This is a genomic window from Williamsia sp. SKLECPSW1 (assembly GCF_054332755.1).
In genome coordinates, this window is the sequence record NZ_JBTGLI010000001.1 from 1287967 (window position 1) to 1310483 (window position 22517).

Sequence of the window (22517 nt, forward strand, 5' to 3'; positions counted from 1 at the left end):
CGGTGGCCGAACGCTCCAGCGACGCCCCGGTGGCCGGTGCCACCACCTCTCGTCTCTCCCGCCGCGGTGTCGTCGTCATCGGCGCGCTCTCGCTCGCGGTCTGCCTGCTGCAGTCGCCCGGGAAGATCGTCGCCGACACGAAACTCGATCTCGCGATCAACCCTGCCGGATTCCTCGGGAGGGCACTGCATCTGTGGTCGAGCGAGGCCCCGATGGGCCAGGTGCAGAACCAGGCCTACGGCTATCTCTTCCCGCACGGTGCGTTCTTCCTCGCCGGCGACGTCCTCGGACTTCCCGCCTGGGTGACCCAGCGACTGTGGTGGGCGGTCCTCGTCACCGTCGGGGTCGTCGGGGTCGTCCGACTCGCGGAGACGCTGCGGATCGGATCCCCCGGCTCGCGGGTGGTGGCGGGCATCGCCTTCGCGGTCAGCCCACGCGTCCTGACGACGCTCGGCTCGATCTCCTCGGAGACGCTGCCGATGATGCTGGCCCCGTGGGTCCTCCTGCCGGTGGTGCTGGCCCTCAACCGGTCCGACCCACCGCACTCGATGCGCCGCCTCGCGCTCGGATCCGCCTGTGCCGTCGCCCTGATGGGGGCGGTGAACGCCGTCGCGACCGCCGCGGCGTGCGGTGCGGCACTCGTGTGGTGGCTCCTGCACATCCGGGTGCGCGGCCCCGGTGCACGTCGCTGGCGGCGGTTCACCGCATGGTGGGCGGTCGGCGCGGTGCTGGCGTGCGCGTGGTGGGCCGTCCCCCTGCTGATCCTGTCGCGGGTCAGTCCCCCGTTCCTCGACTTCATCGAGTCCTCCCGCGTCACGACCCGGTGGACCTCGCTGGTGGAGGTGCTGCGCGGCACCAGCTCCTGGACACCGTTCGTCTCCCCCGACCGCGTCGCCGGGGCGGTGCTGGTGTCCTCGCCGACGGAGGTTCTCGTCACCGGCGCTGTCGCCGCGGCGGGCCTCGCCGGGCTCGCGATGCGGTCGATGCCGGCACGCGGTCGGCTCGTCGTCGTCGGCGCGGTCGGCCTCGTCCTGCTGTGTGCTGGGTTCGAGGGACAGATCGGGTCACCGATCGCCGAACCGGTCCGGTCGTTCCTCGACGGGGCCGGTGCACCGCTGCGCAACATCCACAAACTCGACCCGATGATCCGCCTGCCGATCGTGCTCGGCATCGCACATCTGCTCGCCCGTATGCCGTTGCCCGGCACCGTCGACCGGCGTGTGGCGCTGACCTCCTTCCTCCACCCGGAGCGGTCGCGGACCGTGTCGGCGACGATCGTCGTGCTGCTGATGATCGGCGGCGCCGGGTCGCTCGCCTGGACCGGGTCGCTCGCGCCGCAGGGGGCGTTCACGTCGATCCCCGGATACTGGCCCGCAGCGGCGAAGTGGTTGCAGGCCCACGCCGGTCCGTCGTCGACACCGCGGCGCGCACTGGTGGTGCCCGGCGCCCCGTTCGCCTATCAGACGTGGGGGTTCACCCGCGACGAACCGCTGCAGCCGCTGGCCGCGACGCCCTGGGCCGTCCGCGACGCGATCCCGCTGGTCCCGCCCGGCGCGATCCGTGCGATGGACTCGGTGCAGCGGCAGATCGCCTCCGGGCGACCGTCACCCGGACTGGCGGCGACCCTCGCACAGCAGGGGATCGACTACGTCGTGCTGCGCAGTGATCTCGCGCCGACCACCTCCCGGTCCGCACGGCCGATCGTCGCCCGGCAGGCGCTGGCCGGATCCCCCGGTCTGCGGGAGGTCGCATCGTTCGGGCCGCGCGTCGGACCCCGCGCCATCCGCGGGGTGGTGGGCGACGACGGACTGGCACCACCGATGACGGCCATCCAGATCTGGTCCGTCACACCACCTGTGCCCGGCCAGGGCTTCGACGGCACCGGGCCGGGACTGGTCGACCTGTCCGCGATGCCACGGGTGATCGGCGGTCCGGAGGCGATGGAACGCCTCCAGGACCAGGCCGCGCGTGGCGCCGGGCCGCCGCTGGGACCGACACTGCTGCAAGCCGATGCACGTCGGGCGGGGCTGCCGGACGCACCCGCGATCGTCACCGACTCCCCCGTCGACCGCGAGACCGACTACGGACGCGTCGACGACCACAGTTCGGCGATCCGCGCCCCCGGCGACCGCCGGTCGACCCAGAACGCCGTCCCCGACTACCCCGTCGACGGCGCCGCACCCGTCACCGGACAGTGGCTGCTCGACGGGCAACCCGGACTCGTCTCGGTCACCGCGTCCGGGTCGGCCTCGGATGCAACACAACTCGGTCAGACGTCCCCCGCGAACTCGCCCGCCGCGGCCTTCGACGGCGATCCGAACACGTCGTGGATCAGCCGCGACCTCGACGCCGCCGTCGGACAGTGGCTGCAGGTGAACTTCACCCGCCCCCGGTCCGACCTGTCGGTCACCGTCACCCCCGGACGTTCGCTCGGCCCGCCCGTCACCGGCCTGCTGGTGTCGACGGAGGCGGGGACCACGGTGGCGCAAGGTCTCACACCCGGTCGGCCGGTGACGGTCACCGCGCCCAGCGGTCCCACGCGATGGCTGCAGGTCCGCGCGATCTCCACGGCGACCGGCCGGGCCGGCAGCCAGTTCGCGATCGCCGAGATGCGGCTGCGCGACACCGCCACCGGACGGGACCTCTCCATCACCCACCGCACGGTGCTGCCCGAACTGCCCGCCGGACAGCCGGTCTCGGGGTGGTCGCTGGGTCAGGACGGGTCGCGGACGGCATGCGTCGCCGGTCCCGACGTCACCCGCTGCTCGGCCGGTCTGGGCCTCGCACCCGAGGAGCCGGGCCTGTTCGACCGCGTGCTGTCGGTGCCGTCGGCGACGACGGTCACGCCGCGGGTGTGGCTGCGATCGTCGGCCGGGACGGCTCTCGACGATCTGCTGCGCGACCCCCGGTACGTGAGCGCGACGGGCACGTCCACCGTCACCGACCCCCGGGGTTCGGCGCAGGCCGCCGTCGACGGTGATCCCGGGACCACCTGGATCGCCGCCGACGACACGACGACACCCGGCGCCGCGGACGCGTCGGTCCGCCTCACGCTCCCGTCGCCGCGGCGCGTCTCCGGCATGACCATCACCGTGCCGCGAGGCCGCTACCCCGCGCGGCCCACGACGATCGGCGTCGACCTCGGCACCGGACGCCAGATCCGCACACTGCCGGCCGACGGCCACATCGACCTCGATCCGGCCGTCACCGACTCCATCACCGTCTCAGTCGTGGCCTTCGACGATCTGGTCGACGTCAACAGCCTCGGCTTCGCCGACCCCGCCCCGCCCGGTATCGCCGAGATCCGCCTGGACGGCGCACCGATGCCCACGGCGCCCCCCGACCGCGTGATCTCCGTCGGATGCGGGGACGGGATCGCCATGTCCGTCGGCGGCCGTCGGATCCCGTTGTCGCTCACCACCACCGCGGAGCGTCTGCTGTCCGGCGATGCGATCGCGGCGACGCCGTGCGGCGACTCCCCGGTCCCGCTGTCGGCGGGGGACACCACGGTGTCGGTGGCCCCGTCGGACGCGTTCACGGTCGACTCCGTGGCGTTGACGACGACGGGTGCGCTCACCCCTCCGACCGACACGGTGACCCCGGTCGCGCCCATCACCTGGACCCCGTCCTCACGCACCGCCGACATCGGATCATCGAGTGCGGCAAGAGTGTTCGTCGTCCCCGAATCGACCAATCCCGGCTGGCACGCGCGGCTCGACGGGCGCGCCCTCGAGCCGATCGTGGTCAACGGATGGCAGCAGGGGTGGGTCGTGCCCGCGGGCGCGTCGGGCACACTCCGGTTGGACTACCCCCTCGACCGGCCCTATCGACTCGCGCTGCTCCTCGGCCTGATCGCGGTCGCGGCACTGTTCGTCGCGGCCCTGTGGCCCGATCGTCGCCGTCGCGACGGGGGTGACGCCGTCGGACCGCCCCGCACGCCGGTCCTCGCCTGGCTCGGTGGGCTCGTCGCGCTGATCGTGTTCGGCGGATGGGTCGGCGTGGTGGCCGGTGCGGTCACCGCACCCGCGATCCTCGCTCTCAGACGCCGACGACCGCGCGCCGTCCCGGTCGTCGTCGCGGGTCTGTTCGGTCTCGGCGTCGCCGGTCTGTCCTGGGGGCCGTGGGCCTCCGGCGACCCCTACACCGGGTTCGACTGGTGGGTGACGCTGCCCGCCGTCGTCGCCATGGCGGCGCTGGCCGCGATCATGGTTCCCTCAGGTTCCCGACGCTCCTGGGGACGGTTCTTCACCTCGGTGCGACGGCGTTCCCGGTCGCGGACGGCGCGGCGGGCGGGCTCCTCGACGAGCCCGTAGCTCGCCGCGGACACACCGACGCTAACGACCACCGTCACGAGCCAGACCAGCCACATGGAGCCGCCGAACACGGCGAGGCCGACCAGCGGGAACACCACCGCGAGCACCGCGAGGTGCCAGATGAACATGGCGTACGACCAGCGGCCGAGGGTCTGCATCGCCGTCGACGCGAGGAAACGGTGGCGGCGGGGGGCCAGGACGAGCGGCGCGAGCAACGCCCACCCGAGCACCGCGCCCAGTGCCGTCTTGATCGCGAACTGCGCGGCGGACACCGACGCCAGACCCGACGGGCCGGCGAGCGGTGTGCACGCGATCGCATAGACGACGACGGCGGTCAGGGCCATCGGGACCGGGCGGGCCGAGAGCCTCCGGAACCGACCGTCCGTACCGGACACCGCGACCTCGGCGAGGATCGTGCCCGCCAGGAACCACGGCAGGTATCCGGGGAGCCACAGGGTCCCCGACACCCCGTCGGCCAGCGGGAGGTGATGAGCGACGAACGCCCAGCCCAGCGCGACGGCGCCCACGGCCAGCATCACCGGCACCCGCAGGCCCGCGCGCGGCCCGCGCAGACGCGAGATCGCCCACGCCAGCACCGGCAGCGCGACGTAGAAGCTGACCTCCACGGCCAGGCTCCACATCTGCGTGAGCCCCCCGACCAGGGAGTACGGGACGTAGACCTGCAGCAGCGTGAGGTTCGCCAACCATGTCGTCGGACTCGCACCTCGCGCCGCCGGCACCAACGCCAGGACGACGACCACCACGACGACGTATGCCGGGAGGATGCGGACGGCCCGGTGACGGAGGTAGCGCCGCACCCCGGGCGCGGCCGGACCACCCCGGGCCGCGCCGGCGTGCGGGCGCCACAGCAGGAAGCCCGACAGGGCGAAGAAGAGGGCGACCGCGAGATCGAGCCGTCCCCAGATCACCCCGAACACCGAGCCGTCGAGCGACCGCGTCTGGAACGCCACGTGCGTCGTGACGACCCCGAGCGCGGCGACCGCCCGCATCCCTTCGAGCGCCGGGATGAAGCGCGGGGGACGGAACGTCGTGGTCGGGGCGTGCATCGGCGACGACGCTACCCCCTGTGAGCATGCCCAGGACTGGCCGCGCAGCACCACGGACGGGGCGGGGGTGACTGTTAGTCTCGCTCGCAGGGTGGAGCATCGTGCCTGCCGGACGTGCCCCGCGGCATATGTCACGCCGCCGACCAACTCGAAGGAGCTCGTGCCATGGCGACAGGCCGGATGTCGGCCCGTGACCTGCTGGGTCCGGTACTGATCTTCCTCGGCGCACTGCTGATCGTGGCGGCCATCGCCATGCCGCTCTATCTCGTGGGGCAACTGCAGAAGACGCCGATGGACACCGACTACACGACTGTGTCGACATCACAGCGCACCGACGGGGAGTCGGGCAGTTCGGCGCTGCCCGCGAAGATCCTGAACCGGTGCTCCCTGACGGCGTCGAAGCCGGAGGTCTCGCCGGCGTCGCTGACGCAGCAGCAGCGTGTCGTCGCCGTGAAGCCCGCCGGCGCCGATCGGGTGACGTTCCAGGCCGGTACGTCGACCCGCATCAACCAGGTGCAGATCTCCGGGGAGACGGTCACCCCGAGTTCCGATTCGACCAGCGGCGGCGGCTGCCTCGGTGGGCTGCTGTCGGCGACCGTCGACCGCGTGACCACCAACCGGACCAGCGGTGCCGCCGCGCTCAGCGGTGGCGGCAGCTCCGAGGTGCAGCTCGACGCGTCGAGCAAGTCGATCTCGATCCCCGATCGTCGTGGGGTGCAGTACAAGTTCCCGTTCGACACCTCGTCGAAGAAGCGCTACATCTACTTCGACCTCGCGTCACGGACCACCAACCCGATCAGCTACGTCGACTCCACCGAGATCGCCGGCGTGAAGGTGCTGCACTTCCGCCAGCAGGTCCCCGAGACGAACCTCGCGCAGCAGCGCGACGCCAACGACTCCACACCGGCGGGGACGCAGCTGTCGCAGGCGGCGTCCTGGTACGGCGGGTTCCCGGGAATCGACAACCGGCAGAAGCTGCCCGCCGACCTGTACCGCACCACCACGCGCGACGTGTACATCGAGCCCGTGAGCGGCACGATCGTCAACGATCGTGAGCGGATCCAGGAGTACTTCAAGATCTCCGGGGTCAGCGGCGACGCCCCGCAATCGCTGCGGGACTACAAGCTGACGAACCTCGACGTCACCTTCGCCTACGACCAGAACACGCAGCAGGCGCGTGCTGCCGCGTCGAAGGACCTGTCGCAGCCGATCCAGCTGTACGGTCGCTGGCTGCCGATCGCGTTCGGCATCATCGGTGCGCTCGCGTTGATCGCGGGGATCTTCCTGCTGCTTCGCGGCCCCCGCACACCGGCGGCCGTCGTCGCGGGCGACGATCCGTACTACCCCGTCGCCACACCCGACGACGACACCCGGGATCTGCGGGACCACGAGCACGACGGGTTCCACGACGCCGACGCCCCGACCGAGGTCCGTCCCGACCTCCGCAAGGGTGCCGCCGGGTCCGGGGCCGCTTCCGGCACCGGTCCCACCGACGACGACGAGACGCAGCAGTTCCCGCGTGTCTCCGATGACGGTCCGCGCGTGGGCTGGTCGTCGCCGGACGGCCCGGGGTCATCCGGTCACGAGCCGGACGGTCCAGGCGAGTCGGAGACCCGCCCCGACGACCCCTGGCGACGCCCCGACCGCTGACCCACCCCGCTCACCCACCGCCGCCCGCGACCTCAGGTCCGGGCGGCGGTGTGGCTTCTCGCCCGCGAATCCCGCACCTCGCCACCCAGTCCCCGACTCGCCCGCCGAATCCCGCAGGCGAATCCACCACCCGGTGGCGAAACCTCGAAACCTCGGCCCGGTGTCGTCCCTCACACCGGACCGTCTCACCTTGACCGCAAAGTGGTAGTCACTAACACTAGTGAGCGAGCGTCAGATGGTGGCGCATATCGACCCAGCCTGAAAGGCCTCGTCATGGCATCCATCCTCTTCCGGGTAGGGCGGTTCTGCTACCGCCACCGGTGGCCGGTCATCGCGGCGTGGGTCCTGGCCCTCGTCGTCGTCGCAAGCCTCGTGGGCGTGCTGAAGCCCACGTTCGCCAAGGACTTCAGCCTGCCCGGGACCGACTCGGGTACCGCGACCTCGCAGATCGAGAAGTACTTCCCCGCGGTCCAGAAGCAGCAGATGCAGGCCTCGACGAGCGTCCTCGTCGCCGCCCCGGACGGCCTCGCGAACCACACCGCGCAGATCGACAAGCTGGTCGCCGACCTCAAGGGGCTGCCGAAGCTCACCGACCCGGCGGCCATCGTCAACCCGGTCACCGCATCGCAGGCCCGGCCGCAGCTGGCGTCGCAGCTCCTCGGCGACAACGGGCGTGTCGGCCTGATCCAGGTGCGTCAGAACATCGAGGTCACCGACCTGAAGGTCGCCGACAAGGACAAGCTGACCTCCATCCTCTCGGCGAACCGCGGTGGTGGCCTCGACGTCCAGGCGACCGGCTCGCTCATGCAGGCCACCCAACCGCCGGGCAAGGCGGAGGCGATCGGTTTCGCCGTCGCGTTCGTGGTCATGATCGTGGCGTTCGGCGCGCTCGTCGCGTCGTTCATCCCGCTGATCACCGGCCTCGTCGGTGTCGGTCTGACCATCATGCTGGTGACGCTCGGCGCCGAGTTCCTCTCCATCAACCAGACCGCCACGGCCATCGTCACGATGCTCGGCATCGCGGTGTCGATCGACTACGCGCTGTTCATCGTGTCGCGCTACCGAACCGAGTTGCGCAAGGGCGGTGAGCCGGCCGACGCGGCGGGTCGCGCCGTCGGCACCGCGGGATCGGCCGTGGTGTTCGCCGGCCTGACCGTGGCCATCGCCGTCGTCGCGCTGACGGTGATCGGCATCCCGCTGATCACCCAGATGGGTTCGGGTGCGGCCATCGCGGTCGGTGTCGCCGTCCTCGGCGCACTCACCCTCATCCCCGCGCTGCTGGGTGCGGTCCGCCGGTTCGCCTTCACCCCACGCATCCCGTGGATCAAGAACGCCGTGCCCACACCGGATTCGAACCCGATGGGCGTGCGTTTCGGTCGCATGGTCGTCAAGCGACCGTTGCCGTTCGTCATCGTCGGTCTCGCCGTCCTGGCCATCGCGGCCATCCCGGCCACCAAGATGGAACTCGGCCTGTCGCTCAGCAACGACGACGAGGCCGCGGCACAGTCGTTGCTGCAGAAGGGCTTCGGCGAGGGCATCAACGGGCCGGTGCTCGCGGTGCTGCACTCCACCGACGGCCAGCCCATCGCCACGGTCGCCGAACGGACCGTCGAGCACATCAAGGGGCTCCAGGACGTCGCGAACCCGGCGACGCTGCGCGCCATGCCGAACGAGGCCGGTGACACGGCGCTGATCACCGTCACGCCGAACAGCGCGCCGGCGGCCCCTGCGACGCACCGTCTCATCGAGCAGATCCGCGACTTCACACCGACCGTGGAGCAGTCCGGTGCCGAGCTGCACGTCGGCGGACAGACGGCGGTCACGTCCGATCTGTCGGCGAAGCTGAACTCGGCGCTGATCCCCTATCTGCTCGTCGTGGTGGGCCTGGCGTTCCTGGTGATGATCGGGGTGTTCCGATCGCTCTGGGTGCCGCTGATCGCCACCGTCGGCTTCCTGTTCTCGGTCGCGGCGACCTTCGGTCTCACCGTCGAGATCTTCCAGGAAGGGGCACTGGGCCTGGTCTCCCATCCCCGCGAGATCCTCTCGTTCCTCCCGATCTTCGGGATCGGCGTGGTGTTCGGCCTCGCGATGGACTACCAAGTGTTCCTCGTGACACGTATGCGCGAGGAGTTCGTCCACGGACTCTCGACGAAGGAGGCGATCATCGCCGGCTATCGACACGGCGCGCGCGTGGTCACCTCCGCCGCGATCATCATGATCAGCGTGTTCGCAGCCTTCATGTTGGCGCCGGACACGACGTCGAAGATGATCGGGTTCACCCTCGCCGCGGCGGTCCTGTTCGACGCCTTCATCATCCGCATGATGGTGGTGCCGGCGTGCATCGCACTCCTGGGTGACCGGGTGTGGTCGCTGCCGAAGTGGTTGGACCGCTTCGTCATCGACTTCGACATCGAGGGCACGAAGGTCGTCGACCGCGGCGTCCCCGCCGGGTCCGAGACCCGCACGGCTGAACCGGTCGGCCAGGGGTCGTAGTTGTCCGACAGGATCGCGTCCCTCACGCAGGCCGCCGACGCGGACGGCACCGGCTCCACCGCCGGTGACCGTCCCGTCGGTCTGCGGGAGCGACACAAGCGGCGGACGCGCGCGGCCATCCGCACCGAGGCCCTGCGTCTCTGTCAGGAGCAGGGATTCGCCGCGACGACCGTCGAGCAGATCGCCGCGGCCGCCGAGGTCTCGCCGACCACGTTCTTCCGGTACTTCCCGTCGAAAGAGGACGTCATCATCGGTGACGACCTCCTCGAGGAACGGCCTCCGCTGTTCGTCGGGGCGCCCCCCGGCCTCAGCGCATTCGACCTCGTGCGGTCGGAGGTCCGGAGCCTGTTCGAGTGGTCGTCGACCGACGAGTGGGCCGGCAACCGCGACCGGATGCGGCTGATCCGCACCGAACCGTTGCTGATGGCCGCACAACAGGACCTCTTCGAACGGCGGATGAGCGCGGGGACGGTCGTGTTGGCCGAGTACTTCGGCCGCGCGCCGGACGACTTCGCCGTCCGCGTCTTCCTCGGCGCCGTCACCGGTGCGATCAACCAGGTCGTCGACCCCGAGGACGACCCCGACCCCGACGACGCCCTGACAGCCGTCATGGACGTCCTCGACCTGTTGGAGCGCGGCATCCCGCTCTGACCACCGCTCACGCGGCGATCGCGCGAGCGGTGGTAGACGTGGAGGGGACGGTGCCACAGCCCCCGGCCTCGTCTCCCGACGCCCGCAGTCCCGTCGATCTGAGCCGGAGCAATTCATGCCTGCAGTCGAACGCACCTTCTCCACCACCGCCCCCCGTCCCGCCGTCGTCGAGTACCTCGCCGACTTCTCGCACGCCGAGGAGTGGGATCCGGGCACCGAACGATGCACCCGTGAGGACGACGGTCCCGTCCGGGTCGGGTCGTCCTGGCACAACGAGTCGAAGATCGCCGGTGTCAGCACCGAACTCACCTACACGCTCACCGAGCTGACCGACAGCAAGATCGTCCTCGTCGGCCGGAACGAGACCGCCACCTCGACGGAGACGATCACCGTCGCCGACGCCACCGAGGACGGTGCCCGGGGCAGCACCATCACCTATCACAACGACGTCGAGCTGAGCGGGGCCGCCAAGCTCGCCTCACCGGTCGTCAAGGTCCTCTTCGAGAAGCTCGGCAACGACACCGAGAACAAACTGGTCGAGGTGCTGGACGCGTTGCCCGCGTCCCGCGGTGCCTGACCGCGGGAGGGTTCCGACCGAACACGTCGACGTCGTCGTCCTCGGCGGTGGCAACGCGGGCATCGCGGTCGCCGCGCACCTGCGGCGCCGCGGGGTCGGCCACATCGCGATCGTCGAGCCGTCGACGACGCACACCTATCGGCCGCTGCTGTCGTACGTCGGCGGCGGGGAGGCGTCGCTGCCGTCGGCGCACCGCGCACAGTCCTCTGTCATCCCGCCGGGATGTCGGTGGGTGCGGGCAGCGGTCGAATCAATCGCTGCGGCGGAGACCTCGGATGACGACCACGTCGTCACGTGCACCGACGGCCGTCGTCTGGCCTGTCGGGACCTGGTCGTGGCGACCGGCCTGGTCCCGGACACCGACGCGTTGCCCGGTGTCGACGCAGCGCTCACCACCCCGGGTGTGGTGAGCAACTACCTCGACGCGGCGACCCGGACGTGTTCCGGCATCGCAGATCTCGCACGGCGCGGCGGCCATGCGGTCTTCACGCTGCCGCGTCCACCGGTCAGCTGCTCGGCGACGACGCTCAAGCCGCTGTTCCTCGCGCTCGACCTGTGGGACGCGGCCGGATCCGGGGTGTGGGCGACTGTTCTCGTGGACCGGCCGGCGGTGGTCGGGGTCGACGCGCTGGACCGTGCGGCGCTCGCGGCCCTGCACGATCGCGGGGTCCGCGTGCGGTTCGACACGACCGTCGTCGGGATCGACCACGAGGCACAGCGGGTGCGGGTGCGCGGCACGGACGGCTCGGTCGACGCCCTCGACTACGACCTCCTGCATCTGGTGCCGCCGTACCGGGCGGGTGAGTTCGTCGCGGCCGCGGGGCTGGCGGGAGCGCACGCCGGTCTGGTCGACGTCGATCCGGAGACGTTCGCGCACAGGAGCTTCCCACGGATCTGGTCGCTCGGCGACTGCGCGGACCTCGGCACCGACCCGTCGGGCGGAGCCCTGCGCAAGCAGGCACCGGTGTGCGCACACAACATCGTCGCCGCGCGCCGAGGCACACGGCTCCGACGCTACGACGGCTACACGGTGGCGCCGGTGACGCTGGGGCGACACCGGGCCATCGTCGGCGAGTTCGATCGCACACGCGCGATGACGCCGTCGCTGCCGTCGTTCCTCGACCCGCTCAAGCCGCGGCTGCTCACCTGGGCGTTCGATCGGTACGCCCTGCCCCAGATCTACTGGCGACTCATCCTCCGTGGACTGGCCTGAGGTCGACCCGTCACCGCACCAGCGGGGCGAGCGTCTTCCCGGTCAGTTCCACGACTCCCGGGATGTGGCCGTTGGCGACGAGGTTGACGGTCACGCCGTCGATGCCCGTGCCGTCGACCTTCGGGTCGAGGATGCGACGCTGCACCTGCTCGGCGACGTCGTCGGGGGTGCCGACGAAGTGGCGCGCGGTGGCCGCGGCACGGCCCTCCTCGTCGAGATTGTCGAGGTCGACGCCCGTCTTGCGGAGGAACTGCTTCTGCAGATCCCGTGCCGTGTCACCGTTCTCGTCGATGATCACGAACGCGAGGTAGCTGGTCTCGAGGCTGTCGCGGTCGCGGCCGGCCTCCTCGCACCGCGCGGCCAGGGCCTCGAGCTTGCGGGGGATCTCGTCGTCACCGCAGATGACGTTGAGGTGGTCGGCGTACTTCGCCGCGAGTCCGAACGTCTTCTTCTCGCCGCCACCGCCGAGCATGATCGGCAGGTCGTCACGGACGCGTGGCTCGTTGAGGGTGCCGTGCGCCTGATACCACTTGCCGTCGACCTCGGGGTGCCGTCCGCGCAGCATCGGCTCGATGATGCTCAGCGACTCCTCGAGACGCTGGAACCGGTCGGAGAAGGTGCCGAACTCGTAGCCCATCTGCTGATGCTCGAGTTCGTACCAGCCGGCGCCGATCGCCAGCACCGCGCGGCCACCGCTCATCACGTCGAGGGTGGTGACCGTCTTCGCGAGCATCGCCGGGTTCCGATACGTGTTGCCGGTGACGAGCGTCGACAGCTGGATGTCCTGCGTGGCCGTCGCCAGCGCGCCGAGCAACGTGTAGGCCTCGAGCATCGGCTCCTCGGGAGCCCCGATGCCGGGGAGTTGATAGAAGTGGTCCATCACGAGCACGGTGTCGAAGCCGCTGGCCTCGGCCTCACGGGCCTGCGCGATGACGGTCGGGCCGATGTCGGCCGCGGTGCCGGGGTAGGTGAAGTTGGGGATCTGGTAACCGAGACGGATGCTCACCCGATCCACAGTAGGCCCGTCGGGGCCGACCTGACCGGCTGTCGGATCAGCTCCCGAACGGGCCCGAAGGTGTAGCGGGCCGGCTGCGGGAGGGTCGTGGTCGCCGGCGCCGGGCCGGAGACGACGGTGGCGGTGCACGTCTCGCCGACGCACGACGACCGGAACCGGTACACGTCGGGGGGCATTTGTCCAGTTCGCGCACTGGGCCGGGTCGGATCTCAGATGAGGTGGGCCAGTTCGTCCATCATCGCGGAACGGGTACCGGCGACCTCGGAGTCGCGCAGCGGACGCGCCGCCTCGACGACGATCTCATCGTCGTCCTTGTCGAGCAGCGCCATCACCTCGGTGACGAAGGCGTCGAGCGGCATCGCCCACTCCGCCTCCGACTGGCCCGCGAAGATCTCGGTCTGCACCGCCGGAGGGACCAGCTCGCGCACCCGGACGCCGCTGTCGCGCAGCTGGATCCGCAGTGCATCGGTGAAGGCATGCACGAACGCCTTGGTCGCCGAGTAGGTCGCCATCGGGGCGAGCGGCGTGAAGGCGAGGCCCGAGGACACCGTCACGATGGTCCCCGACCCGAGCTGTGTGAGGTGCTCGGTGAACGCGCCGACCAGGCGCACCGTGCCGAGGATGTTCGTGGTCACCATCCGCGCGCTCGCGTCGACGAAGTCGCCGGTGGTGAGGTCCTCGGGCTCGGCGAACCCGGCCATGGTGACGAGGGTGTCGGTCTGCGGGAAGCGGTCGAGGACGTCGGCGGTGGCGGCCGCGATCGACGCGGGGTCGGCGACGTCGACGACGACGGTCTCGATGCCGGGGTGCTCGGCGGCGAGGTCGTCGAGCAGCGCACGGCGCCGACCACCGGCGATGACGGTGTTGCCGGCGTCGTGCAGGGCCACGGCCAGTGCGCGTCCGATTCCCGATGTGGCGCCGGGGATGACGATGGTGCGTCCGGTCATGCTCATGGTGTCCTCCACTGGTGGGGCCGGGCTCCGACGTCCCGGCGGTGACACCAGTCGACCGTCGTCGGCGTCGCCGAGGAAGGCACGGTCGATCGGGGGACCGCCGGTCCCTGGCTGGACGCTGCGCTCTGCGCGATGCTGGTGAGGAGCACGTGACGACCCGGAGGTGGCGGTGGACCGCGCAGGACTGGCCGAGTTCCTGACCCGCAGACGAGAGGCCCTGCAGCCCGAGGACGTCGGGCTGCCACGGGGCGAGCGGCGACGGACGCCCGGGCTGCGACGCGAGGAGGTCGCCATGCTGGCCGGCATGTCGACGGACTACCTCTCCCGGATGGAGCAGCAGCGCGGCCCGCAGCCGTCGGACCAGATGCTCACGGCGCTCACCCGCGCCCTGCACCTGTCGCTGGCCGAGCGCGATCACCTGTTCGCGCTCGCCGGACACACCGCGCCGCAGCGACTGTCGCGCGGCGACCATGTACCGCCCGGCCTGCTCCGCATCCTCGATCGCCTCGACGACACCCCGGCGATGGTGGTGACCAGCGCCGGCGAGACGCTGGTCCAGACGCGCCCCGCGACAGCCCTCCTCGGCGACGAGACACGACATTCCGGCCTTGCCCGCAGCGTCGTCTACCGGTGGTTCAGCGATCCCGCCCATCGCGAGCGGGTTCCCGCAGCCGACCACGATCACCACACCCGCGCCCACACCGCGCGACTGCGTCGGGCCGTCGCCGTCGAGGGGGACAGGTCCCGCGCCGCGGAGATCAGTCGCGCCCTGCTGGCGGAGTCGGCGGAGTTCCGCGAGGTGTGGGGGCGGCATGACGTCGACGTTGCACTGGACACGTCGTCGAAGCGGATCGCACACCCCGAGCTGGGGGTCATCGAGGTGCACTGCCAGACGCTCACCGACCCCGATCAGGGCCTGTCGTTGCTGGTGTACACCGCGACGCCGGGCAGCGAGAGCCACGAGAAGCTCGCGATGCTGTCGGCGGTCAGCCCGGTCAGCCCGGTCAGCCCGGTCTGACGGGCTGCGGGGTCAACCGCATCGTCACGACGACGGTCGCCGCCGCCGAGACCACCGCGCAGACCGCGGCGATCGTCGCGAGTCCCACCACGGAGTGCGCGACGAGGAGGATCACGACGACCTCGACGACCAGCACCGCCCACGGGATCGCCGCGACCCGCGTGCGATTCCGTGCGATCGCGGCGAGCAGGGCGACCTGCAGAACGGCCATCGCGCCGCCCCCGATCGCGAAGAGCCAGAGGAGTCCCGCGACCGGTCGGTAGTCCTCACCGATGACGATCGGGACCAGCGGCCCACCGACGGCCGCGCCGATCGATGTGAGTGCGGACAGTCCCAGCAGCACGACCACCGCGCCGCGGAGCGCGGCCCCGGAGCGCTGCGCGTCGGCGAGGCGAGGGAACACGACGAGACCCACCGCCTGCGGGAGCCAGTACGCCACCTTCGCCGCGACCGTGCCGAGGGCGTACACACCGGAGTCGTTCTCGCTCAGCACCACCCGGCTCAGCAGCAGGTCCACCGACGTCGCGCTGACGAGGACGAGTTGCACCTGCGAGGCGTGCATCACCGACCGCGCGGACAGTCGCGGCAGCAGCGCGTCGTCGGAGTGGGTGACCAGCGACCGCACCTGGGTGACCACCAGGCCGACGGCGGCGATCGCACCGATCATGGTCGCCACCAACGCCGATGCGGCCTGCCCCCCGAGTGCGAGCGCGACGAGCGGCGGCATGGTGCGCGCGACTCCGACCAGTCCGATGACCCATGCCAGTGCCCGGAAGTGTTGGTGGCCCTGCAGGATCCCCTGACCCACCGAGATGATCACCAGCAACGGCGCGACGGTGAACGCCGCCGACGTCGAGACCAGACCCGTGTGTGCGATCGCCATGAACGGGGTGACCGCGAGCGCGGAGATCACCGCGACCGCCACGGCGGTGATCGCGCCGAGCCGGACCAGGGACCGCGTGGAACGGCCGGCGACCACCTCGCGCGCAGTGACCGCCTGGACCGCGAGGGCGGGGACGCCGAGCACGAGCGTCGCCTGCAGCAGGACCGCGAACTCGCCGTACTGATCCGGGGAGAGCCATCGGGACGCAGGCAGGTGGACGAAGTAGGCGCAGACGTTGGCGACCATCGACCCGACGGCGACCTGCCCCACCGACGAGACGATCGAGCCGGACGACCCCGACGACGACCCCGTCCGGGGGCGTCGTCGCAGCCAGGTGGTCACGCGAGCGAGTGTGTCAGAGGTCCGCACCGCCCCGTGGTTCCGGCGGAGCCGGCTCGAGGAACTCCACGCGATTCCCGAACGGGTCCTCGGAGTAGAAACGGCGATACCCCGGGAAAGCGTCGTCCCAGTCGACCCGGCCACCTCGTGACGCGATCGCGTCGGCGAGTCGTCCCAGGTCGTCCGCAAGGATTCCTGGGTGCGCCTTGCGCGCAGGGCGGAAGTCGTCCTCGACCCCGAGGTGCAACTCCAGCCCGTCGGAACGGAACCACGCTCCGCCGCGCGCCGCGAGTGCGGGCGGCTTCTGCACCTCCGTCATCCCGAGGACGTCGGCGTAGAAGGCCCGTGCCTCGGCCTCACGCCCCCGAGGCATGGCCAATTGAGCGTGATGGAGTCCCCGGAACACACGGAGATGATGACTCGCGATCGGGGCCGGTGGCGACCGTTACGCTTCGCGACCATGGGCCGCAGGGGCGCCGGCGTGGCGATATGGGCGGCGTCCGGGGTCCTGTCCGCGCTGATCGTCGCGCCGTTGTGGTCGGGCGGGTACCTGCTCTACCGCGATGCGGTGTCGACCCCACGCAGCCACGTCACCGACAGCGCGCTCGGGCTCGGCGACCTGCCCGCCCGGGCGGTCCCGCAGGACTGGGCGATTGCGGTGCTCTCCCACGTCGTCGACGGCGGGCTCGTCGTGGTCGCGCTGACGACGCTCGCGCTCGTCCTGGCCGGAGCCGGCGCCGGGCGGCTCGCACAGCGCCTCCTGCCCGCTGCCGGGACCCCCGGCGCGGTGGCCGCGGTCGCCGTCGCGGTCTGGAACCCGTTCGTCGCCGAACGGCTGCTGCAGGGTCAGTGGAGTCTTCTGCTGGGTCTCGGTGCGCTGTGCTGGGTCGCGCTCGCCGGCCTCGACTGCCGCACGATCGGTGGTGCGTCGTCGTGGGTGCGACTGGCCGCGTGGTGCGCACTCGCTGCGATCACCCCGACGGGCGGACTGCTGGCTGCGATCGTCGCGGTGGCGGTGATCGTCGTGCCGTCGGTGCTGCATCGGCATCCACGGCCGGCGGTGGCGACGGTGCCGATCCTGGTGCTCGCGAACCTCCCGTGGCTGGCCGCGTCGCTGCTCACGTCGGCACCCGCCACCTCCGACGGCGCCGCTGTCGACGTGTTCGCGTCCCGGGCCGAACCGGGTCTCGGGACGCTGCTGTCGCTCGCCGGGCTGGGCGGGATCTGGAACGCCGACGCGGTCCCGGACAGCCGGCAGATCGGCTGGGCGGGCATCGCGACCGCATGCCTGCTCGCGGTGGTCGCGGTCGGGACACCGGTTCTCTTGCGTCGTCGACGCCGGATCCCCCTGCTGACCGAGCTGTCGGTGACCGCGGTCGCCGCGCTGATCCTGTGTGCCGCCGCCGCGACGGGCCCGGGGCGATCGGTGCTGAGCGGGATCGTCGACACCGTCCCCGGCGCCGGGTTGCTGCGGGACACGTCGAAGTTCGTCGCGCTGGCGATCCCGCTGTACGCGGTCGCCGCGGCCGCGGCCGTGCAGTTCATCGGCCGGTGGGTTCCGCGGGGGGCGGCGACCACGTTCGCGGTCGTGCTCGTCGTGGCACCCCTCCCCGATCTCGCCTGGGGTGTCGGCGGGTCGGTGCGCACCGTCGACTACCCGGCCGAGTGGCGTGCCGTCGCCGACGAGATCCCCGCCGGTTCCGGCGACGTCGTGACCGTCCCGACCGGTTCCAACCGCCGGTTCGCGTTCACCGGATCGCAGGTGTCCCTCGACCCTGCGTCCCGCATCCTGCGGGTACCGGTGCTCGCGGGTGGGTCGCTGATCGTCGACGGCCGCACGGTCGACGCGCCGGATCCACGGTCACGGGCCGCACGTGCCGATCGCATCCTCGTCGACGGCGGGATGGCGACAGAACTGTCCCGACTCGGCGTCGGGTGGGTCCTCGTCGAGCGCCAGTACGAACCTGCGGTGGCGGGCGCGCAGATCGAGCAGGACCCGGTGGGTACCTGCGCGAACAGACCTCCGGTGCGCGGCTTGGAGTGCGTCCACGACGGTCGCGACCTGACGCTCCTGCGCGTCCCCGAGCCCGCGGTGGTCCGTGCGAGCGGCGTGCAGCGCGGGGTGATGTGGACGGCTCACCTGCTGTGGGCGGCGACGATCGTCGCCGGAATCGCCGCGGCCACGGGGCGTCGACTGATCCAATGGCGGGGTGCCCGACGCTGACGCCCCCACCCCTGCAGACGATGTCGCCGCCATCACGCGGCTGAAGTACCGATACCTGCGGACCCTGGACACCAAACGGTGGGACGAGTTCGCCGACACCCTCACCCCGGACGTCACCGGGACCTACGGGGCGTCGCTCGAGTTCGCCGACCGGGACACCCTCGTCGACTTCATGCGGTCGTCGCTGGGGACGGACGCGATCGTCACCGAACACCACGCCGGGCACCCCGAGATCGACGTCGACGGCGACACCGCGACCGGTCGGTGGTACCTGCAGGATCGGGTGATCGCGGCGAGCATGAACTTCATGCTGTTCGGCGCGGCGTTCTACGACGACACCTATCGCCGCACGTCCGACGGGTGGCGGATCTGTCGGACCGGCTACCAGCGCACCTACGAGGCGACGCTGTCGCTGGCCGACGTGCCCAGCTTCTCCCTCTCGACCGGTCCGGCAATCCTCCTACCGGACGCGGCGGCGTCGAGCACCGACAGCACCGCGTCGGCGGTCGCGGACCAGGAGTAGTCGGCGACGCGGTCGCGACCGGCCGCGCCGAGTGCGACACGGCGGTCGGGGTCGACGAGGAGGCCGCGGGCGGCGTCGGCGAGGTCGTCGGGGGTGTCGACGAGGAGGCCGGTGACGCCGTCGACGATCGAGTCGGTGAGGCCGCGCGACGAGCGGTATCCGATGGTCGGGACGCCGTGTTGGGCGGCCTCGATGACCGCGAGGCCCCACCCCTCGGTGCGCGACGGCATGAGGTGGACCTGTGCCTGCGAGAGCAGTCGGTGCTTGGTGGTCTCGTCGACGTGGCCGTGGAAGGTGACGTGGTCACCGACGCCGAGGTCTGTGGCCACCGCGCGCAGCCGAGGCGCCCACCAGCCGTCGCCGACGATGTCGAGGTGCACGTCGGGGATGTCGTGGCGAATGCGGGCGACCGCGGCCAGGGCGTCCTCGATCTGCTTGTGCGGGACGAGACGCGACAGCACGCACAGTCTGTTGCCCGACGACGTGGAGTGGGCGCGGGTGTCGGCGGGGACATCGTCGGCGCCGGCGCGCACGACGGCGACACGGTCGCGATCGACGCCGAGGAGCAGGAGGTCGTCGGCGGACGGGGTGGAGACCGTCAGGTACTGATGGCTGCGGTGGACGCGGGGCGAGAGCCAGGACTCGACGAACCAACCGATCGCCCCGAGCAGACGACCGGCGACAGGCCACTGCGCCTTGTGGCAGTGGTGGACGAGCACGACGACAGGTGATCGGCTGACGGCCTTCGCGAAGAAGGGGATGCCGTTCTGTGTGTCGACGACGACGTCGGGTCGGATCCCGGCGAGCGGCCCGACGCCGAGACGCCCGGCCGCGATCGCTGCGAGGGCGCGCGGATACACCGTGAGACGCCCCCCACCGCGGGAGATGCGGATGCCCTGGCGCACCTCGTCGCGGGCGGCTCCGGGATACCCGGCGGTGCGGAGGGTGACACGGACCCCCCGCTCCGCGAGCTCGGTCCCGACGCGTTCGAGGTAACGCTCGCTACCGCCGCCCTGCGGATGTCCGGTGTCGCGCCAGCAGAGCAGCAGCACGTCGCGGACGGTGGGGTCGGGCAGCACGCCGACCACTCTAGGGTGTGGCGTGTGGTTGCCCCGGGACTCGAGCGACTCGCCCGCCGGGCGACGCTCCGCCGCGCGGCCGGGTTGCTGAACGATTTCCGGTACGAACAGCCCGACCCCGACAGGTTCTACTCGGCGCTCGCCCGAGACTCTGTCGAGCTCATCGATGACCTCCACCCCGACGGGTTGGCGGGTGCAGGTGTGCTCGACGTCGGGGGCGGGCCGGGGTACTTCGCCGACGGGTTCGCCGCGCGCGGTGCCCGATACGTGTCAGCCGAACCGGACCCCGCGGAGCTGCACGCCGCGGGCCTGGAGCACCGCGCGACGGTGCGCGCCTCGGGGATGGCGCTGCCGTTCGCCGACGGCTCGTTCGACGTCGTGTTCTCCTCGAACGTCGTCGAACACGTCTCCGACCCGTGGCGCATGTGCGCCGAGATGCTGCGGGTCACGCGGCCCGGTGGCACGACGGTGGTCAGCTACACGCTCTGGTACGGACCGTTCGGTGGACACGAGATGGGTCTCACGCACTATCTCGGAGGGCACCGCGCGGCTCGCATGTACACGAGACGACACGGCCATCCGCCGAAGAACCTGTTCGGCACCAGCCTGTTTCGCGTCACCGCCGCCGACGGGCTCCGGTGGGCCCGGTCGGTACCACCGTCGACGGCGACTCTCGTCGGGGCCTTCCCGCGCTACCTCCCGTCCTGGCTGTGGTGGGTGATGCGCGTCCCCGTGCTGCGAGAAGTGCTGGGCAGCAACCTTGTCCTGGTGTTCCGGACGGGACACTGACCCGGGATTCGTCGAGTTGTCCACAGGCTCGCCGGGACCCCTCGTTTCTGTCGGTGGTCGAATGTATGTTCGATGTCATGAGCGAGACGGCCACCACCTTCGACACCTCGGGTGTCGTGGCGTCGCTGGCCGCCGACGAACGACTCTCCGCTGAGGAGTTGGTGGAGGTGTTGGCGCATTGTCGGTCGATCACCGCCTCCGCGGACTACCGGTTGCTGTCTGCGGCGTCGTTGATCCACGACGCCCGCTGTGAGGACTACCTGGTCGAGGTCGCCGCCCACGACTCCGGGCAGCGCGAGTCGGTCGACGACCTGCTGGCGGCAGGGATGGATCACCTCGCCGGGCGCGATCCCCGGGCGGAGTTCGGGCCCGACGGCATGGAGCGTGCCGTCGCCGAGGTCGGAGCCGTACTCAACATCCCGGCATCGAAAGCACGGGAGGTCATCACCGCCGGGGACGTCGCCCGCTACCGCCTGGTGTTCACCGGCCACGCCCTCGCCGTCGGACGCATCGATCTCGCCGGGTTCCTGCTCATCTGCGCCCGCACCAAACTGGTGGTCGACCCAGACCTGATCAAGATCCTCGACACCCACATCGCGCAAGCCCTGTTCGACCGGCCACCGGTGTCACGGGCACGCCTGGTCGCGATGGTCGATCACCTCGTCGCCACCATCGACCCCGACGCGCTGATCCGTCGTAAGGAGCGGGCCGCCGCCGACCGGGACGTCACCATCCGGCCCGACCGGTTCCAGCCCGGCGCCTCGCGGGTCTCGGCGTCGCTACCGATGATCGACGCCACCACCATCGACACCCGCCTCTCTGCCATGGCCGACGCCCTGCACTCCGGTGATCCCCGCACCCGAGCCCAACGCCGCGCCGACGCACTCATCGCCCTGGCCGCCGGCGCCGATCACCTCGTCTGCGGGTGCGAGACCTGCACCGTTTCCGACCAAGCCGCCGCTGATCCGGACATGACCACCGGTCTGGATGTCGACGCCGAGGTGGATCCCGCGCCCCCGACCGACGCGCCCGAACCCGTCGAGCCCGCGGCCGCGCAGCCGATCGCCCCGCCGGTGGGTGCGGCGCGGCCGTATTTCCACATCGTGGTGAACCTGACGACCCTGCTCGGATTGGACGATCAGCCCGGCTACCTCGACGGACGCGGCATCATCGACGCCGACACCATGCGCGCCCTACTCGCCGACGCCGAACGCGACTTCCTCCACCGCGACGACCCCACCCGCACCGCCGCAGCCGCAGCCGCAGCCACAGCAACCTACGTGCCGTCGAAGAAGCTCGCCGCGCTGATCCGCGCCTCGGAGATCTGCTGCACCTTCCCCGGATGCTCCGCACCCGCCTGGAACATCGACCTCGACCACACCACCCCCTTCGACCACACCAATCCCGAACGAGGTGGGCGGACCAGCCGCGACAACCTCAAACCGCTGTGCCGGTTCCACCACCGCACAAAAACCTTCAACCGCGCGTGGCGCGACTACCAAGGGCCCCTCGGCGAAGCGTTCTTCCAGTCCCCCACCGGACACATGTTCCTGGGCAACGCCTACACCGCCCTCGACATCTTCCCCGCCCTCGGACCACCCGGCCAACCCGAGAACCACCCCGCCAGAACCACACTCGCCCACAAACGCCACCGCGACCGAGCCGCACACCTCCGCGCCATCGAACGCGACGAGGAAGCCAACCCACCACCGTTCTGAGTTGCGGGCTCG

Annotated in this window: 15 protein-coding genes and 2 pseudogenes; 11 read left to right on the top strand and 6 right to left on the bottom strand. The window is 71.1% G+C overall.

The window, feature by feature from the left end; all coding sequences use genetic code 11:
* Positions 1 to 2: 2 nt before the first annotated feature.
* Entirely contained in the window at positions 3 to 4313 is a 4311-nt protein-coding gene (locus tag ACXVUM_RS05805) for an alpha-(1->3)-arabinofuranosyltransferase domain-containing protein (RefSeq protein WP_458520888.1), read from the top strand.
* An 11-nt stretch (positions 4314 to 4324) separates the two neighbouring features.
* Here ACXVUM_RS05805 and ACXVUM_RS05810 read toward each other — a convergent pair.
* Positions 4325 to 5380: pseudogene (locus ACXVUM_RS05810) on the bottom strand (acyltransferase family protein); the annotation flags it as partial.
* Between the two features lie 165 nt (positions 5381 to 5545).
* Here ACXVUM_RS05810 and ACXVUM_RS05815 point away from each other — a divergent pair.
* From ACXVUM_RS05815 to ACXVUM_RS05835, 5 genes are all read left to right on the top strand, one after another.
* Entirely contained in the window at positions 5546 to 7030 is a 1485-nt protein-coding gene (locus ACXVUM_RS05815; RefSeq protein ID WP_458520889.1) for a DUF3068 domain-containing protein, read from the top strand.
* 273 nt (positions 7031 to 7303) lie between these two features.
* Positions 7304 to 9523, top strand: coding sequence for an MMPL family transporter (locus ACXVUM_RS05820; RefSeq protein WP_458520890.1), 2220 nt, complete (start codon positions 7304 to 7306; stop codon positions 9521 to 9523).
* On the top strand, positions 9524 to 10174 hold the full coding sequence (locus ACXVUM_RS05825) for a TetR family transcriptional regulator (protein ID WP_458520891.1): 651 nt from the start codon (positions 9524 to 9526) through the stop codon (positions 10172 to 10174).
* Positions 10175 to 10289: 115 nt separating this feature from the next.
* Positions 10290 to 10751, top strand: coding sequence for an SRPBCC family protein (locus ACXVUM_RS05830; RefSeq protein WP_458520892.1), 462 nt, complete (start codon positions 10290 to 10292; stop codon positions 10749 to 10751).
* A complete protein-coding gene (locus tag ACXVUM_RS05835) occupies positions 10744 to 11964 on the top strand; it encodes an FAD-dependent oxidoreductase (protein WP_458520893.1) in 1221 nt (406 codons plus the stop codon). Before ACXVUM_RS05830 ends, ACXVUM_RS05835 begins: the two co-directional genes overlap by 8 nt.
* A 10-nt stretch (positions 11965 to 11974) precedes the next feature.
* On the opposite strand, the gene ACXVUM_RS05840 is transcribed toward ACXVUM_RS05835, so the two are convergent.
* Positions 11975 to 12970, bottom strand: coding sequence for an LLM class F420-dependent oxidoreductase (locus ACXVUM_RS05840; RefSeq protein WP_458520894.1), 996 nt, complete (start codon positions 12968 to 12970; stop codon positions 11975 to 11977).
* A gap of 218 nt (positions 12971 to 13188) precedes the next feature.
* Positions 13189 to 13932, bottom strand: coding sequence for an SDR family oxidoreductase (locus ACXVUM_RS05845; protein WP_458520895.1), 744 nt, complete (start codon positions 13930 to 13932; stop codon positions 13189 to 13191).
* A 169-nt stretch (positions 13933 to 14101) separates the two neighbouring features.
* Between ACXVUM_RS05845 and ACXVUM_RS05850 the strand changes: the two genes are divergently transcribed.
* Positions 14102 to 14950, top strand: a complete 849-nt coding sequence (locus ACXVUM_RS05850) for a helix-turn-helix transcriptional regulator (RefSeq protein WP_458520896.1) — start codon at positions 14102 to 14104, stop codon at positions 14948 to 14950.
* On the opposite strand, the gene ACXVUM_RS05855 is transcribed toward ACXVUM_RS05850, so the two are convergent.
* Positions 14937 to 16175 carry a polysaccharide biosynthesis protein gene (locus tag ACXVUM_RS05855; protein WP_458520897.1) on the bottom strand — a complete coding sequence of 413 codons (1239 nt, stop codon included), beginning with the start codon at positions 16173 to 16175 and terminating at the stop codon, positions 14937 to 14939. The genes ACXVUM_RS05850 and ACXVUM_RS05855 overlap by 14 nt on opposite strands.
* Before the next feature lie 13 nt (positions 16176 to 16188).
* Positions 16189 to 16545 (bottom strand): VOC family protein, encoded by a 357-nt coding sequence (locus ACXVUM_RS05860; RefSeq protein ID WP_458520898.1) that lies wholly within the window; start codon positions 16543 to 16545, stop codon positions 16189 to 16191.
* Positions 16546 to 16632: 87 nt separating this feature from the next.
* Between ACXVUM_RS05860 and ACXVUM_RS05865 the strand changes: the two genes are divergently transcribed.
* Complete coding sequence (locus ACXVUM_RS05865; protein ID WP_458520899.1) at positions 16633 to 18396, top strand: hypothetical protein; 1764 nt, start codon at positions 16633 to 16635, stop codon at positions 18394 to 18396.
* A pseudogene (locus tag ACXVUM_RS05870) lies at positions 18383 to 18853 on the top strand (nuclear transport factor 2 family protein); the annotation flags it as partial. The gene ACXVUM_RS05865 and the pseudogene ACXVUM_RS05870, both read left to right, overlap by 14 nt.
* On the opposite strand, the gene ACXVUM_RS05875 reads toward ACXVUM_RS05870, so the two are convergent.
* On the bottom strand, positions 18790 to 19998 hold the full coding sequence (locus ACXVUM_RS05875; protein ID WP_458520900.1) for a glycosyltransferase family 4 protein: 1209 nt from the start codon (positions 19996 to 19998) through the stop codon (positions 18790 to 18792). The pseudogene ACXVUM_RS05870 and the gene ACXVUM_RS05875 sit on opposite strands and share 64 nt — an antisense overlap.
* A gap of 24 nt (positions 19999 to 20022) precedes the next feature.
* Between ACXVUM_RS05875 and ACXVUM_RS05880 the strand changes: the two genes are divergently transcribed.
* Together ACXVUM_RS05880 and ACXVUM_RS05885 are read left to right on the top strand one after the other, a co-directional pair.
* On the top strand, positions 20023 to 20787 hold the full coding sequence (locus tag ACXVUM_RS05880) for a class I SAM-dependent methyltransferase (protein WP_458520901.1): 765 nt from the start codon (positions 20023 to 20025) through the stop codon (positions 20785 to 20787).
* A 77-nt stretch (positions 20788 to 20864) separates the two neighbouring features.
* The gene (locus ACXVUM_RS05885) at positions 20865 to 22505 is read left to right on the top strand and encodes a DUF222 domain-containing protein (protein ID WP_458520902.1); all 1641 of its coding nucleotides are present in this window, start codon (positions 20865 to 20867) and stop codon (positions 22503 to 22505) included.
* Positions 22506 to 22517: the final 12 nt, after the last annotated feature.